The organism is Amycolatopsis sp. NPDC021455, assembly GCF_040640995.1.
In the GTDB taxonomy this organism is placed as follows: Bacteria; Actinomycetota; Actinomycetes; order Mycobacteriales; family Pseudonocardiaceae; genus Amycolatopsis.
Genome location: NZ_JBFACT010000027.1, coordinates 40,238 through 55,742 on the forward strand (window position 1 = coordinate 40,238; position 15,505 = coordinate 55,742).

Sequence of the window (15,505 nt, forward strand, 5' to 3'; positions counted from 1 at the left end):
TTCGCGAATGATTCCGCTCACCGGCACATGAATTCACAACCATGAACAGGCTTCCGCCGGGTGTACAACCGCGCGCCGATCGTGCGAAAATTCCGGGCACTTTCTCCCCACACGGAATGGCGGACACCTGTGAGCGTTTCCCGGAGAACCCTGCTGACCACCGCGGCCGGCGCCGCGGTGGCGGTGAGCGCCAGCACCTCCACGGCCGGTCCCGCGGCCGCCGACCAGGCCTCGGCCACCCGGACGCTCCGCCAAGCGGCCGACTACGCCGTGGCCAAGCTCCGCGCGGTGGCCCCCGGCGTCACCGCGTTTCCGGTCGGCACGAAGTTCGAGAAATGGACCTATTCGCAAAACGGCGACTGGGTCGGCGGATTCTGGCCGGGACAGTTGTGGCTGGCCTGGCTGCACAGCGGCGAGGAACAATTCAAGAACCTCGCGCTGGCGTCGGCGGAGAAACTCGCGCCGCGCCGGACCGACACCGGAACGCACGACCTCGGATTCCTCTTCTACCCGTCCTGGGTGACCGCCTGGCGGCTCACCGGCGACGACAAGTGGAAGGACGGCGCGGTGCAGGCCGCGTCGTCGCTGATCAAGCGCTACAACCCCGCGGGGAAGTTCATCCGCGCCTGGGGCGCGCTCGACGACCCGAAGAACGCGGGCCGCGTCATCATGGACACGATGATGAACCTCGACCTGCTGGCGTTCGCGAGCCGGCAGACCGGGGACCCGCAGTACCTCGACATCGCCGTCGCGCACGCGAAGACGGCCCAGCGGTACTTCCCGCGCCCCGACGGTTCGACGCCGCACGTGTTCGACTTCGACCCCGTGACCGGCGCGCCGGTCGGGCCGAACACCGTGCAGGGGTACAGCCCGGCGTCGTGCTGGTCTCGCGGGCAGGCGTGGGGCGTCTACGGCTTCACGACGATCCACCGCCGCACCGGCGACCCGGAGTTCCTGGCCACGGCCCGGCGCCTGGCCGACTTCGCCCTGTCCCGGCTGACGTCGGACCACGTGCCGGTCTGGGACTACCTGGCGCCCCAGGCCCCGGACGACGTCAAGGACGCCTCCGCCGGGGTGATCATGGCGTGCGGCCTGCTGGACCTGGCGGAGCTCACGCACCGCCCGCACTACCGGGAGAGCGCGCTGCGGATCCTCACCGCGGTGTCGCGGACGTGCCTGACGACGAAGTCCACCCGGGCCGAGGCGAGCGTCGCGCGCTGCACCCGCAACCGGCCGAACGAGGACGGCGTCGAGGTGTCGCTCCCCTACGCCGACTACTACCTCCTGGAAGGCATCCTGCGGGTGCTCGACCGGCCGAAGGTCGACCGGGCGATCGACCTTTCGAGCGTGTAGCACCCGTCCGGGGAGGCCGCCACCTCCCCGAACACGCCGTGACACACCGTGTTCGATCTTGTGACACTATGTGTCCGACACCGCCATCCGCCGTATTTCCCCAGGACGCCCGCGGAGCAGAACTCACTTCCGTAACCCTTTGCGCACATCCCGTTGACCACAGTTACCCGGGGCCCTACGTTCGCCCTTGGTCTCCACCGTGCGCAGACCGTTCGAAAGTCCTGAGGAATGGGTGGGGATGCGAGGGCCGACGAAGACCTTCCGGCTGGTCGCGACGCTGCTGCTGGGCGCGGTGATCGCGCTCGCTGGCTGCTCGGACCAGCGGGGCGGCGCTTCGGCGCCGACGTCGCCGACCCGGATCGCGTTCGTGCCCAAGATCGGCGGCATCCCGTACTTCGAAGCGATGGACACCGGTGGCCGCGAAGCGGCGAAGCAGCTGGGCGTGGAATGGTCCACGACCGGCCCCGGGAGCGTCGACCCGGACGCCCAGGTGAAGATCGTGCGCGACCTGATCGCGAAGAAGACCGACGTCATCGTCGTGGCGCCCAACGACCCGGCCGCGCTCGCGCAGGTGATCGCCGAAGCGCGCGCGAAGGGCATCCACGTGCTCACCTCGGACACCGACGCGCCGGGCACGCAGCGTGAGGTGTTCGTCAACCAGGCCAGCGCCCAGGGCATCGGCACCGCGGTCGTCGACGCGCTGATGGCGAAAACGGGCGGCGCCGGCCAGTACGCGATCGTCTCCTGCGGCCCGGCGGCGGCGAACCTCAACTCGTGGATCGCCGTCCAGAAGGAGTACGCGGCCGAGCGCTACCCGAAGGCCCAGCTCGTCGAGACCGTGTACGCGGGCGAGGACCAGGACACCGCGACGAAGCTGGCCAAGGGCATCATGGCGAGCCACCCCGGCTTGACCGGGCTGATCGGCGAGTGCACGACGTCGGCGCCGGGCGTCGCGCAGGCCGTGCGCGACGAGCAGAAGATCGGCCAGGTGTTCACCGTCGGCGTCGGCACGCCGCAGGCGATCAAGCCGTTCCTGCTCGACGGCTCGTGCTCGCAGTCGGTGCTGTGGAACGTCGAGTCGCTGGGCTACCTGACGGCGTGGACGGCCAAGCAGATCGCCGACGGCAAGCCGCTCCAGGCCGTCAACAAGGTGAGCCTGGAGCTGCCGGCGGTGAAGTACGACGCGGCGTCGAAGACCGTCCTGCTGGGCGACCCGCTGCTCATCACCACCGACAACGTCGACCAGTTCAAGTACTAACGCACGTCGATCGTCACCGTCGCGGTGCTCGTCGCCGCCGGGAGCCGTGTCGTGTCGACGACGAGGTACTCGCCGTCGTCCTGGCGGCCGTCGGGCAGCGTCTTCGGGTGCAGCGCGTACGGCGGCGCCGCGTTCGTCACGCCGTCGATGCCGAAGTCGTTGTCGTTGCTGACCACGACAGTCCGGCCGCCGTCGGTCGTCGCGACGCCTTCGACCTTGTCGTGGCCGAAGAAACCACCGCTCGGGTCCAGTGTGGACACGAGGGCGCCCAGGTCCAGGTGGAGCTTCTTCGCCACCGGCGTGATCCCGGCCGCGGCGAGGTCCTTCAGCGCCTCGGCCGTGGTGTCCTTGCCGACGTAGGCGTCGATGCTCTTCCCCGCGACGAGCAGCCCGCCCTTGACGGCGTCGTAGCCGGCCGCTCGCGGACCGACGTCGGTGGCGCCGGACAGGTCGATCTCGAACAGTTTCTTGACCGCACCGGGCTCGGGTTTGCCATCCCGTTCGTCCACGAGGAACCGCGTCGCCGACAACGCCGTGATCTCGCTGACCGCGGTGCTCGTCGTGGCCGGGTCGTCGAGCAGGTAGAGGTACTCGTGCGTGGCGCGGGTCCGCAGGTCGACGGTGACGATCCGGAGCGTGGTGACGTTGCCCGGCTTCTTCGTCAGGTCCGGCTGCTGCAGCGCCGACTGCATGATCCCGACCAGCGTCCGGCCGTCCGGGGTGACCGCCAGGCCTTCCATGCCCTTGTTGGGCACCCGGTACTTCAGCTCCCCGGGCAGCGAGCCGTCGAACGGCGAGAGGCGCTCGAGCGCGCGGCCGTCGCGCCCGAAGTGCGTGATGAAGGGACCGTACTCGTCGGACACCCAGAACGTGCCGTCGCGCAGCGCGACCAGGCCTTCGGGGTCGTAGCCGTAGGGCGACGCGGGCAGTGCGTCCCCGTTCAGGTCGACGATCTGCTCACCGGTGCTCGCCAGCGTGCTGACCTGCCCGTTGTACGGCGTGCCGTCGGCCGCGCGCAGCGGGATCGTCTTCTCCAGCACGGCTTTCCCGCCGCGGAGCCCGAACTTCCCGATCGCCGGGGTGAAACCGGGCAGTGGCTCGATCTTGCCGCCGCCGGGCGCGTCGACGTTCGGGCCGCGGTCGGTGAGGCCGTAGAACTCGTCGCACTCGCCGGGCACGGGGGTGAGCGCGGAGCCGTACGCACCGGCCTTGACCTCGACACCGCCGATCGTCGCCAGCGGCGGCAGATCCGTCGGGTAGAGCCTGACCGCGTCGGAAACGGTGTAGGTGAAGGTGTCCTGGCCGGTGAAGCCGGGCGCCGGGGTGTAGCGGAACGTCCCGTCGGCCCCGATCGTGACGGTCCCGTGCGCGGCGGCGGTGTGCCGCACGACGGCGGTGGCGCCCCGGTCGTTGCCGAGCACGCGGCCCCGCAGCGGCTGCCCCGCACGGACCCGGTAGTGGTCGTCGGCCGCCCGGAGGTCGTGTCCGTGGGCCGCGGCCGGCCCGGCGGCGGCCAGCGGCAGGGCCAGCACCCCGGCCACGAGGGCGATTCGTACCCGCTTCATCCGTTTCTCCTCCTCCGGCGCGGAAAACGCGCCGGAGGAGGAGTCTGGGCGGCCGAGGTGGACAACGCCCGTCTTCGAGGAGGCCGGGGCGTTAACGGTGCCGGCGCACGTGGGCGACCGCCGCACCGCCGCCGAGAACCAGGATCAGCGCCGTCAGTCCCCAGCGGCGTTTCTCCTCGGTCCGGCGGCCGGTGTCCTCGGCCACCGGCCGGGGTTTCGGCGCCGGGCGCGCGTGCCGGGACGTCGGTGGGGCCGACGGCGTGGGTGTCACCGATGGCGGCGGCGCGGGTGCCGGTGACCGTGCCGGTGTCTGTGTCGGCGTCGGTGTCGCCGGAGGCAGGATGACCGGCCGCTTGACCGGCGACGGTGGAGGCGGCGGCTCCTGCCGGGACGACGGCGGTGCCGCCGATGTGGTCGGTGACGGAGTGGGCGGCGGCGAGGACGGCGGTTCCGGAGGAGGCGGCGGCGAGGACGGCGGCGGGGGTTCGCAGCAGAGGCAGCCGCACCCGGCCGCGTCGCAGCTCGCCAGTGGCAGCCCGATCGCGACCGCGACGGCCGGTGCGCCGATGACCAGGCACAACACCGGACGCCGCGCGCCCGCCCGGCCGGCCACGCCCAGGCCGGTGCCCGTGCCGTCGAAGTCGATCCGCACCGTGTGCGCGCCGTGGTCGATGTCCTGCCGGGCGTACCCCATCGCGTCGATCCCGGACGCCGGGGGCGCGAGCCAGCCCGATGCCGCCAGCAGCGCCGAAACCGCCGCGACCGCCGCAACCACACCGATCATCGCCGCCCAGCGGGCCCGCACGCCGGTCAAACCAGCCTTTCCAGCGCCGAGGTGAACGCCTCCGGCGGCACCCGTGCGCCGCCGCTGAACGGGTTCTGCAGCTCGTGGATGGCGAACAGCAGCAAGGTGATCGTGCCGGCCAGCGTGGACACGATGACGACGTGCGCGGCGAGCCGGGTGCCGCCGAAGAGGTTGGGCAGGAGGATCGCGGTGATCAGGCTGCCGAGGACCAGCGCGAACCAGACGACCGCACTGACTCCGCCGCCGGCGGAGTCCGCCAGCCGCTGCTGACGGGCCTGGTAGACCGCCCAGAGCTGGTTGCTCGCCTCGGTCTTGCGGTCGATCTGCCAGTCGCCGTCGACCGGCGCGGCCGCCACCGCCTGGCGCATCTCGTCGAGCTGCCGCCAGCCCGTGGCCGGCACCTCGCCGCCGTCGGCCAGGCGCGGCCACTCCTGGTCCTCGACCGTCCGCGCGTAGGCGACGGCGAGCTGGTGCACCCGGTCCTTGGTGTCCGCCGGCAGCGCGTCGGCCGCCCAGGTGGCCGCGACCAGGCTGTCGGCTTCCGTCCGCGCGTCCTGGCCCGCGGCGTTCACCGAGTCGTACAGCGAGATCAGCACGAACGCGACCAGGACCGCGTGCAGCCCGCCGACGATGGTGAACACCTGGCCCGCCGCGTCGTTGTTGGCGGCCCTGCCCTCGCCGTCGCCGCCGAGCCTGCGGACCAGGTAGGCGATCCCGCCACCGGCCAGTGCCGCGCCGGCCACCCACAGACCGCCGGCCACGAAGATGTTCAATCCAGAGTCCTTTCGCCCGCGAGCCGCGGGAAGTGTCACCCAGCGCATTCCGCCACCGGGAACCGCCAAGTTACTAATCCGTTGACCGGCGTACAACCGCAATTGCCGAATTCATCCGGGTGGCCGTATCACACCTGGAGGAATCGCCGGTTCGGCGCAGTTGAGCGCACCACGACCACTCCCGGCGTCCCGACCGCGACCACCGAAGGCCGCGTCGAGCTGCGATCCTCCCGACCGAGTGACGGCCGGAAACACGCGGTGACCACTTCTTTCGGCCAGGCCGCCAAATGATCAATAACGAACTGGCGATCATCCGCATGACCCGATCGTGGCATTGTGCCGCCGAACGCGGTTGCTATGTTGATTTCGCGGCTTCGCGAATTCCTCGCGAAATAGCAGCTCATGACCGGCGTGCCCGAGGGGGCGCGTTCCGACGCGAATGATGGGGTGGTTCTCGCTGTGACTGTCACCGACCCGGTGGATTCCGTGAACGCGGACGAGCGAACGCTGTCGAGCCTGAGCCGGGCCGCGGCCCGGACCCTGGCGACGACGACCAAGTCGGTCCCGCAGATGCAGGGCATCTCCTCGCGGTGGCTGCTGAAGCTGCTGCCCTGGGTGGAGGTCTCCGGCGGCGCGTACCGGGTGAACCGGCGGCTGAGTTATGCGGTGGGCGACGGCAAGGTCACGTTCACCACGACCGGTGCCCAGGTCCGGGTCGTCCCGCCGGAGCTCGGCGAGCTGGCGCCGTTGCGGGGGTTCGACGACGAAGACGTCCTCGCCGAGCTGGCCGGCCGGTTCACCCAGCACGAGTACGATCCGGGCGACGCCCTGGTGGAGTTCGGCAGCCAGGCCGACCAGGTGTTCCTCCTCGCCCACGGCAAGATCACCAAGGTCGGCACCGGCGCCTACGGCGACCAGGTCGTGCTGGGCACGCTCGCCGACGGCGACCACTTCGGCGAACACGCGCTCGTTGACGGGGACGGCATCTGGGAGTTCACCGCCAAGGCCGTCACCGCCTGCACCGTGCTTTCCCTGCCACGCCGGGCTTTCGAGGACGTCCTGGCCCGGTCGGAGACGCTGCGGGCGCACCTCGAGGGCTACGTGGCGCGGGGTGCGGCGCCCAGCAACGACCACGGCGAGGCGGAGATCTCGCTGGCGGCGGGGCACGACGGGGAGCCGGTGCTGCCGGGCACGTTCGTCGACTACGAGGCCCGGCCGCGGGAGTACGAGCTGTCCGTGGCGCAGACCGTGCTGCGCGTCCATTCGCGCGTCGCCGACCTCTACAACCAGCCGATGAACCAGATCGAGCAGCAGCTGCGGCTGACCGTGGAAGCCCTGCGGGAACGGCAGGAACACGAGCTGGTCAACAACGCCGACTTCGGCCTGCTGCACAACGCCGACTTCGCGCAGCGCGTCCCCACCCGCACCGGTCCCCCGACCCCGGACGACTTCGACGAGCTGCTCTCGCTCGTGTGGAAGGACCCCGGGTTCTTCCTCGCCCACCCCAAGACGATCGCCGCGTTCGGCCGCGAATGCACGAAGGCCGGCGTCTACCCCGACGCCGTCGACCTCGGCGGGCACCACGTCCCGGCGTGGCGCGGGGTGCCGATCCTGCCCTGCAACAAGATCCCCGTCACCGAGACCCGCACCAGCTCGGTCCTGCTCATGCGCACCGGCGAAGAAGCCCAGGGCGTGGTCGGGCTGCACCAGACCGGGCTGCCGGACGAGTACCAGCCGGGACTGAACGTGCGGTTCATGGGCATCAACGAGCAGGCCGTCATCTCCTACCTCGTCTCCGCCTACTACTCCGCCGCGGTGCTGGTGCCCGACGCCCTCGCCGTCCTGGAAGCCGCCGAGCTCGGCCGGGAGGAGTAGTGCCCGGCACCCCGCCCCGCGAGCCGGAGGCGCCCGGGCGCCCGCCTGCCTTACCCGCGTCGGCCTTCGGGCCGACCGGGCTCGGCACGGCCGCCGCCCGCGTCGTGCCGAGGCCCGCGGGCACCCGTCCTCCCGAAGCACCCGAACCCGATCGGCGCGTGAAACCTTGACAGTCACCGAAGAAACCACGCTTTCGCTGAGCGTCAGAGCGGCGCGGACGCTGACCACGACGACCAAGTCGCTGCCGCAGATGCGCGGCATCACCACCCGCTGGCTGCTGTCGCAGCTGCCCTGGGTCGACGTCCCCGCCGGCAGCTACCGGGTCAACCGGCGCCTCACCTACACCGTCGGAGACGGCAAGGTGAGCTTCTACAACACCGGCGCCCGCGTGCAGGTCGTCCCCGCCGAGCTCACGGAACTGGCGCTGCTCCGCGGTTTCGGCGACGAACAGGCGCTGGGCGCGCTGGCCGACGCCTTCGAACAACGCGAATACGAACCCGGCGCGACGCTCTTCGCCGAGGGCACGCCGCTGGACACGCTGGTGCTCATCGCCCACGGCAAGGTGACCCGCCACGGCACCGGCGAGTACGGCGACGAGGTCCACCTCGGCACCGCCACCGACGGCGACCACTTCGGCGAGGAGCTCCTCGGCCGCGACACCGATACGTGGGCGTTCACCGCGCGGGCCGCCACCCGCGTCGTCGCGCTGGTGCTGCCCGCCGCGGCCTACGCCCGGCTCAACGGCCGGTCCGAAGCGCTGCGGACCCACGTCGCGGAAGCGCTGACGCGGCCGCGGAAACCGGCGAACAAGGCCGGCGAAGCGAGTGTCGAGCTGGCGGCCGGGCACGACGGGGAACCGCTCTTGCCCGGCACCTACGTCGACTACGACCCTTCGCCGCGCGAGTACGACCTGGCCGTCGCGCAGACCGTCCTGCGGGTGCACAACCGCGTCACCGACCTCTACAACCAGCCGATGAACCAGCTCGAACAGCAGCTGCGGCTGACCGTCGAAGCCCTGCGGGAACGGCAGGAGGACGAGCTGGTCAACAACACCGAGTTCGGGTTGCTGCACAACGCCGACCTCAAGCACCGGCTGACCACCCGCACCGGCCCGCCGACCCCGCTGGACCTGGACGACCTGCTCAGCCGCCGTCGCAAGACGCGGTTCTTCCTCGCGCACCCGCGGGCGATCGCCGCGTTCGGCCGGGAGTGCACCGCACGCGGGGTGTATCCAGCGCCGTCCATTTTGGACGGCAAGCGCGTCGCCGCCTGGCGCGGGGTGCCGATCCTGCCGTGCGACAAGATCCCCGTCAGCGCGGCGGGGACGACGTCCATCCTGGCCATGCGGACCGGCGAAGACGACGCCGGGGTCATCGGCCTGCGCCCGAAAGCGCTGCCCGACGAATACCAGCCGGGGCTGAACGTCCGGTTCATGGGCACCGACGAACGCGCGGTGACCTCGTACCTGGTCAGCGCGTACCACTCCGCCGCCGTCCTCGTGCCGGACGCGCTCGGGGTGCTCGACGACGTCGAGACCGGCCGCTCATGACGACCATGAACACGCGCACCGCGGCCCGGCCCCTCGCCGACGTCCTCGCGTGGAGCCGCGGTTTGGTCGAGCCGGCGCTGCGCACCGCGGCCGAGCGGCTGCCCGAGGCGATGCGGCGGATCGCCGCGTACCACTTCGGCTGGGCGGACGCCCACGGGCGGCCGTCGTCCGCGGACGGCGGCAAGGCGTTGCGGCCGGCGCTGGTGCTGTTGTGCGCGGAAGCGGCCGGCGGCGACCCGGCGGACGCCGTCCCGGCCGCCGTCGCGGTCGAGCTGGTGCACAACTTTTCGTTGCTGCACGACGACGTCATGGACGGCGACACGACCCGGCGGCACCGCGCGACGGCGTGGACGGTGTTCGGCACCGGGCCGGCGGTGCTCGCCGGGGACGCGTTGCTGAGCCTGGCGTTCGAGGTGCTGGCGCCGGCCGGGGCGCCGAACGCGCGGCTGCTGTCGGCCGCGGTGCTGGCCCTGCTCGAGGGACAGGCCGCGGACCTGGATTTCGAGCAGCGCGACGACGTCACGCCCGGCGAGTGCGTCCGGATGGCGGAGGGCAAGACGGCGGCCCTGCTCGGCGCGGCGTGCACGCTCGGGGCGGCCGGCGACGACCGGTTCGGCGCGTTCGGCCGCGCGGTCGGGCTGGCGTTCCAGCACATCGACGACCTGCTCGGCATCTGGGGCGACCCGGCCGTCACCGGCAAGCCGGTGTACTCGGACCTGCAGAACCGCAAGAAGTCCCTGCCGGTGGTGACGGCGTTGTGTTCGGGCACGGAAGCGGGCGCGGACCTGGCCACGCTCTACGCCCGCCGCGAACCCCTCGACGAACTGTCGTTGGCCCGCGCGGCTTCCCTCGTGGAGGCCGCCGGCGGACGCCAGTGGAGCCAGGCCCAGGCGGACGCGTTGCTGGCGAAGGCGCTACGCGACCTCGCCGCGGCAAACCCGGCCCGCCGCCCAGCCGCCGAACTGGCGGCCCTGGCCCGCCTGATCACCACCCGCACCCACTGAACCCGTGCGGGAAACGCCAACTCACGTGATCAGAACGCCAACTCGCGTGATTGGAGGGTCGACACGCCGCGGCAGGTTCGGTGCCGCCGTGTCGACCCTTCAATCACGCGTGTCGACTTCTCAATCACGCGTGTCGACCCTTACTTGCCGGGGCGGGTGAGGCCGGATTTGTCCGCGTTGAGGCTCAGGATGTTCTTGTCCGTGTCCTCCAGGGCCTTGGTGACCTGGGGAGACTTCGGGGATGTCGACAAGTCGATCAGGCGGATCGGGGTGTCCAGCTTGATCAGGGTCGGGATGTACTCGGCTTTGTCGACCTTCCAGCGGTCGCCGTCGCGGACGAAGCGGAAGCGGGCCGCGGCGCCTTCCTCCGTGTCGCCCTTGGGCTCGGAGTGGCGGGCGACGCTGTTGCCGAGACCGTAGGCGACCCACTTGTCGCCGATCTTCTCGAACGGCTGGACCACGTGGGCGTGGTGGCCGACGATCAGGTCGATGTCGTCCGACGCCAGGAGTTTCCTGGCCTGCGACCGCTGTTCCGCCGTCGGGTCGTGCTGGTACTCGACGCCCCAGTGCAGGCTCGCGATCACGACCTGCGCGCCCGCTTCGCGCGCCTTGCGGGCCGCAGCGAGGACGTCGTCGGCGTCGATCTGGTTGGCCAGCCACGGTTTCCCGGCCGGCACCTTGATCCCGTTGAACCCGAACGCGTACGACACCTGCGCGACCTTGACGCCGTGGACGTTGAGGATCAGCGGTTTCGCGGCTTCGGCGGCCGACCGGGCCGAACCGGTGTGCTTGATGCCGGCGACGTCGAGCTTGTCCAGCGTCCGCTTCACGCCGTCGGCGCCCTGGTCGATGGTGTGGTTGGACGACGTCGAGCAGGTGTCGTAGCCGGTGTCCTTGATCGCGTCGGCGATCTCCGGCGGCGCGCTGAACGACGGATACCCGCTGTAGGGCCCGCCTTCCGGCGCCAGCGGCGTCTCGAGGTGGCAGATCCCGAGGTCGGCGCCGGAGATCAGCGGCTTGATCCCGGCCAGCAGCGGCCGGTAGTCGATCTTCCCGTGGCCGTCGGCCTCGGCCTGCTCGGTGAGCGCCGGGTGAATCAGGACGTCGCCGGTCGCGACGACGCTGAATGACCCTTCGGGCGCGGCAGCCGCCGACGAGGACTCCGCCGTCTCCGGGAACGGCGTCGGCGCCGGCCCGGAGGACTGCGGCGGGCCGCTGCACGCGGCCACCAGGACGGCGACACCGGCGAGCGCGGCGACGCGAAGCTTCGACATCGGTCCCCCTTCGACGTGGTCCGGCCATCCTCCCATCCGGACGAACCCGGCACGGACGGCCTCCCGGCTCCCATGAAACTTCCACCACAGTCGACAACACCGATCAGAACATTCCCACAGGACAAAACCGGACAACGCCCAGCGCAGCGGGGAAAAAATACGATAAATGACCCCGACAAGTGCCACCGCCTAACTACGGAGAGTAGGTCTCACTCCGCTAACTGCGCCTTGACGCTGCACGAAAGGGTGTTTTGTAATACGAGTCACTCCGCGGCGCCCGCGCGCGCCGCTCGACCCCGGCCTCCTTGGGAGCAACGATGTCCCCACACTCGCACAGGCTGCGTACCTGGAGCGTTGTTGGTTGTTGTTTGATTTCCGGCGTCCTGATGGCCTCCTGCTCCTCGGGCAAGGACACCGCGGCCCCGCAGCAGCAGGCACCATCGAACGGCAAGATCACCCTGTACTACCTGCAGAAACAGGGCGACCAGCAGTACTTCGTCGAGCAGGCGCAGGGCGCGCAGGAGAAGGCGAAGGAGCTCGGCGTCGAACTGAAGGTCGTCAACCTCGGCCAGGACGCCAACAAGGCGATCACCGAACTCGACGCGGCGGTCGCGCAGGGCGCCAACGGCGTCGCGATCGTCGTCCCCGACCAGGCCATCGGCCCGCAGGTGATCGACAAGGCCAAGAGCGCCGGCATCCCGCTGATCGCCTCCGACGACGTCATCAAGGACGGCACCGGCGCGAAGGCGCCGTTCGTCGGCTTCAACGGCAGCCAGATGGGCGACTCGGTCGGCACCGAGGCCGGGAAGCTGTTCAAGGCCGCGGGCTGGGCCGCCGCCGACACGAAGATCATCAGCGCCTACAAGCAGGACCTCACCGTCTGCACCGACCGCGTCAACGCCGCGAAGTCCGCGTTCGCCAAGGCCGCGGGCGCCGACGTCCAGGTGATCGACGTCGGCACCGACAACTCCCCCGTCGACGCGCAGAACCGCTCCGGCGCGGTGATCGGCTCCAACCCGGGCGTGAAGCACTGGGTCGTCTGGGGCTGCAACGACGAGAACGAGACCGGCGTCGTCACCGCGCTGGCCAACTCCGGCGTGCAGGCGAACAACATCATCGGCGTCGGGCTCGGCGCGTACCTCGACTGCAAGGACTGGGCCGCGGGCAAGGACACCGGCAACAAGGCCGCGCTCTACATCTCCGGCGCCGAGGTCGGCCGCTCGGCGATCCAGGTGCTCGTCGACAAGGTGAAGAACGGCAAGGAGCTGCCCGCGGAGACGATCGCGAAGACCACGATCGTCAACAAGGACAACTACAAGCAGGCCGGCGTCAACTGCACCTGACCGCTCCCCCGGACCCGGGCACTTTCCCGTGAAAGTGCCCGGGTCTGCCGCCGTAGGAAAGGGCCACCATGTCCGCCTCACCTCCCGCGCTGGCCGTCGAGGGCATCGGCAAGCGCTTTTCCGGCGTCACCGCCCTCGACGACGTCTCGCTGGAGTTCCGCTCCGGCGAAGTCCTGGCCCTGATGGGCGAGAACGGCGCCGGCAAGTCGACGCTCCTGCGCGTGCTGTCCGGTGACCAGGGGCCCGACGACGGACGGCTGCTGCTCGACGGCACCGAGGTCGCCTTCGACACCCCGCGCGCGGCGATGGCCGCCGGGGTGCGCGTGATCTACCAGGAACCCGAGATCATCCCGCACGTTTCGGTGGCGGAGAACGTCTTCGTCGGCGAACTCCCCGCGAAGGCGCGCGTGTTCAACCGCCGCACGCTCATGAAGGCCACGCACGACGCGCTCGCCGAGTACGGCTTCGAAGGCGTGCTCAACCCGGCGACGCTCGGCGCCGCGCTGTCCGCCGCGCAGCGCCAGCTCGTCGAGATCCTGCGCGTGCTCACCGCGGCCACGCCACCCCGCGTGATCGCGTTCGACGAGCCGACGTCGTCGCTGTCGGAACACGAGGTGGAGGCGCTGTTCCGGCTGATCGGCAGGCTGCGGGACAGCGGTGTCGCGGTCGTCTACGTCTCGCACCGGATGAAGGAGATCTTCCAGCTCGCGGACCGCGTCGCCGTGCTGCGGGACGGGAAGCTCGTCGGCGTCCAGCAGGCCGCGGAGACCGACGAGGCGAGCCTGGTCCGGATGATGATCGGCCGCGACCTCTCGGCGCTCGAGCGCCGGGTCACCCAGGACACCGGCGACGTCGTCCTGAAGCTCGACGACGTCACGACCGACGACGTCACCGGGATCTCGCTGCAGGTCCGCGCGGGCGAGGTCGTCTGCCTGGCCGGGCTGGTCGGCGCGGGACGTTCCGAGCTGGCCCGCGCGATCGTCGGCGACCTGCCGATCCGGTCCGGGACCGTCGAACTCGACGGCAAACGGCTACGCGCGCACAACCCGGGTGACGCCGTAAAGGCGGGGATCGGCTTCGCGCCCGAAGAGCGCAAGACGGACGCGTTGCTCATGCAGCGGTCCGTACGCGACAACGTCTCCATCGCCGTCCTCGACCGCCTTCGCCGCTTCCGTGTCGTGAAGCGCGCGAAGGAACGCGCGCTCGTCGAGGAGTACGTACGCGAGCTTCGCGTGCGAACGCCGTCGATGGAACAGGAAGTCCGCAAGCTCTCCGGCGGCAACCAGCAGAAGGCCGTCCTCGCGCGCTGGCTCGCGCGGCGGCCGAAACTGCTGATCCTCGACGAGCCGACGCGCGGGGTCGACGTCGGCGCGAAGGCCGAGATCTACCGGATCATCGACGGCCTCGCCGCGGAAGGCATCGCACTGCTGGTCATCTCCTCCGACCTGCCCGAAGTGCTGACGCTGGCCGACCGCATCCTCGTCATGCGGGCCGGACGTCTCGCGGGCGAGATCGGCCGCGAAGAAGCGACCGAGGAAGCCGTGCTGACCCTCGCCATCCCCGAAACCGAACCCGCCGTCGAAGAAGCCCAGGAGATCGGCGCATGAGTGAGCTTGCGAACGAATCATTCAACACAGCGCTCGCCGCTCAGGCCGCGCTGAGCGTCAGCGAGGCCGGCGCATGAGCACCCCCACGAAGGAAACCACGGCGCCCGCCGCACCACCGCAGCCCAGCGCCGCGCGCCGGGTGCTGACCGGCATCGGCGTGCAGAACTCCAGCCTGATCATCACGCTCATCGCGCTGGTGATCCTGCTGAGCGTGCTGAACGAGAACTTCTTCCGCACCAACAACCTGCTGCTCATCGGCAGCGCGATCACCATCATGGGGCTGCTCGCCCTGGTCCAGACCCTGGTGATCATCCTGGGCGCGCTGGACATCTCGGTCGGCTCGATGGCCGGGCTCGCCTCGGTCGTCTCGGCGATGGTGTTCACCTCGACCGGCAACTCCGAGGTCGGCATCCTCGCCGCGGTCGGCGTCGGCATCCTGTGCGGCCTGGTCAACGGCATGATCATCATCTTCGGCCGGGTCAACCCGGTGGTCGCCACGCTGGCCATGCTCGCCACCTACAAGGGCATCGCGCAGGTCATCTCCGACGGCAAGGCGCAGGGCTACACCGGCGGCGACGACCTGTTCATCTTCCTGGCCAAGGGATCCGTGCTCGGGCTGCCGTCGCTGGTGTGGGTGTTCCTGATCGTCGCGGCGCTGCTGCACTTCCTGCTCAAGTACACCGACATCGGCCGCAACGTCTACGCCATCGGCGGCAACGACACCGCCGCACGGCTGGCCGGCATCAACATCAACCGGTACATCATCGGCGTGTACGCCCTGGTCGGTGTGGTCGCCGCGATCGCAGGCGTGCTGATCACCGCGCGCACCGGCTCCGGCCAGCCGACGTCCGGGTCCGAGGGCCTGGAACTGCAGGCCGTCACCGGCGCCGCGCTCGGCGGCACGATGCTCAAGGGCGGCCGCGGGTCGATCATTTCGACCGTGCTCGCGGTGATCATCCTGGGCGTGCTCGACAACGGCATGTCCGGGCTGGGCATCAACCCGTTCTGGCAGAACGTCGCCCACGGCGCCCTGCTGGTGATCGCGGTCGTGCTGCAGCAGCTGCGCAGCGGGGAACGGCGCGTCGGCCTGCCCGAGTAG

At 70.5% G+C, this 15,505-nt stretch carries 12 protein-coding genes; 8 read left to right on the forward strand and 4 right to left on the reverse strand.

Annotated elements, in window-relative coordinates; translation table 11 throughout:
- The first annotated feature begins 129 nt into the window (after positions 1-129).
- Entirely contained in the window at positions 130-1,353 is a 1,224-nt protein-coding gene (locus tag AB0G28_RS26930) for a glucuronyl hydrolase (protein WP_361094565.1), read from the forward strand.
- 238 nt (positions 1,354-1,591) lie between these two features.
- Positions 1,592-2,611: an autoinducer 2 ABC transporter substrate-binding protein gene (locus tag AB0G28_RS26935; protein WP_361094568.1), complete on the forward strand. Its 1,020-nt coding sequence runs from the start codon at positions 1,592-1,594 to the stop codon at positions 2,609-2,611.
- Here the strand turns inward: AB0G28_RS26935 and AB0G28_RS26940 are convergent.
- From AB0G28_RS26940 to AB0G28_RS26950, 3 genes are all read right to left on the reverse strand, one after another.
- Entirely contained in the window at positions 2,608-4,176 is a 1,569-nt protein-coding gene (locus AB0G28_RS26940; protein ID WP_361094571.1) for an esterase-like activity of phytase family protein, read from the reverse strand. The genes AB0G28_RS26935 and AB0G28_RS26940 overlap by 4 nt on opposite strands.
- 91 nt (positions 4,177-4,267) lie before the next feature.
- Positions 4,268-4,960, reverse strand: a complete 693-nt coding sequence (locus tag AB0G28_RS26945) for a hypothetical protein (protein WP_361094574.1) — start codon at positions 4,958-4,960, stop codon at positions 4,268-4,270.
- 26 nt (positions 4,961-4,986) lie between these two features.
- On the reverse strand, positions 4,987-5,754 hold the full coding sequence (locus AB0G28_RS26950; RefSeq protein WP_361094577.1) for a hypothetical protein: 768 nt from the start codon (positions 5,752-5,754) through the stop codon (positions 4,987-4,989).
- A 402-nt stretch (positions 5,755-6,156) separates the two neighbouring features.
- Here AB0G28_RS26950 and AB0G28_RS26955 point away from each other — a divergent pair, with 402 nt between their 5' ends.
- From AB0G28_RS26955 to AB0G28_RS26965, 3 genes are all read left to right on the forward strand, one after another.
- Complete coding sequence (locus AB0G28_RS26955) at positions 6,157-7,629, forward strand: family 2B encapsulin nanocompartment shell protein (protein WP_361094580.1); 1,473 nt, start codon at positions 6,157-6,159, stop codon at positions 7,627-7,629.
- A 166-nt stretch (positions 7,630-7,795) separates the two neighbouring features.
- Positions 7,796-9,178, forward strand: a complete 1,383-nt coding sequence (locus AB0G28_RS26960) for a family 2B encapsulin nanocompartment shell protein (RefSeq protein ID WP_361094583.1) — start codon at positions 7,796-7,798, stop codon at positions 9,176-9,178.
- Positions 9,175-10,182: a family 2 encapsulin nanocompartment cargo protein polyprenyl transferase gene (locus tag AB0G28_RS26965; protein ID WP_361094586.1), complete on the forward strand. Its 1,008-nt coding sequence runs from the start codon at positions 9,175-9,177 to the stop codon at positions 10,180-10,182. Before AB0G28_RS26960 ends, AB0G28_RS26965 begins: the two co-directional genes overlap by 4 nt.
- A gap of 140 nt (positions 10,183-10,322) precedes the next feature.
- On the opposite strand, the gene AB0G28_RS26970 is transcribed toward AB0G28_RS26965, so the two are convergent.
- Positions 10,323-11,456, reverse strand: a complete 1,134-nt coding sequence (locus AB0G28_RS26970) for a CapA family protein (protein ID WP_361094589.1) — start codon at positions 11,454-11,456, stop codon at positions 10,323-10,325.
- Positions 11,457-11,824: 368 nt separating this feature from the next.
- On the opposite strand from AB0G28_RS26970, the gene AB0G28_RS26975 reads away from it, so the two are divergent.
- The 3 genes from AB0G28_RS26975 to AB0G28_RS26985 all read left to right on the forward strand — a co-directional run bounded on the left by AB0G28_RS26975 (position 11,825) and on the right by AB0G28_RS26985 (position 15,505).
- Positions 11,825-12,799, forward strand: a complete 975-nt coding sequence (locus AB0G28_RS26975; protein ID WP_361094592.1) for a substrate-binding domain-containing protein — start codon at positions 11,825-11,827, stop codon at positions 12,797-12,799.
- Between the two features lie 68 nt (positions 12,800-12,867).
- Positions 12,868-14,406 carry a sugar ABC transporter ATP-binding protein gene (locus tag AB0G28_RS26980; RefSeq protein ID WP_361094595.1) on the forward strand — a complete coding sequence of 513 codons (1,539 nt, stop codon included), beginning with the start codon at positions 12,868-12,870 and terminating at the stop codon, positions 14,404-14,406.
- Between the two features lie 73 nt (positions 14,407-14,479).
- Positions 14,480-15,505 carry an ABC transporter permease gene (locus AB0G28_RS26985; protein WP_361094598.1) on the forward strand — a complete coding sequence of 342 codons (1,026 nt, stop codon included), beginning with the start codon at positions 14,480-14,482 and terminating at the stop codon, positions 15,503-15,505.

Coding starts and splice junctions, on each gene's coding strand:
- AB0G28_RS26935 (WP_361094568.1), top strand. CDS start 1,592: ATGCGAGGGCCGACGAAGACCTTCCGGCTGGTCGCGACGCTGCTGCTG.
- AB0G28_RS26940 (WP_361094571.1), bottom strand. CDS start 4,176: ATGAAGCGGGTACGAATCGCCCTCGTGGCCGGGGTGCTGGCCCTGCCG.
- AB0G28_RS26945 (WP_361094574.1), bottom strand. CDS start 4,960: ATGATCGGTGTGGTTGCGGCGGTCGCGGCGGTTTCGGCGCTGCTGGCG.
- AB0G28_RS26955 (WP_361094580.1), top strand. CDS start 6,157: ATGACCGGCGTGCCCGAGGGGGCGCGTTCCGACGCGAATGATGGGGTG.
- AB0G28_RS26965 (WP_361094586.1), top strand. CDS start 9,175: ATGACGACCATGAACACGCGCACCGCGGCCCGGCCCCTCGCCGACGTC.
- AB0G28_RS26970 (WP_361094589.1), bottom strand. CDS start 11,456: ATGTCGAAGCTTCGCGTCGCCGCGCTCGCCGGTGTCGCCGTCCTGGTG.
- AB0G28_RS26980 (WP_361094595.1), top strand. CDS start 12,868: ATGTCCGCCTCACCTCCCGCGCTGGCCGTCGAGGGCATCGGCAAGCGC.
- AB0G28_RS26985 (WP_361094598.1), top strand. CDS start 14,480: ATGAGCACCCCCACGAAGGAAACCACGGCGCCCGCCGCACCACCGCAG.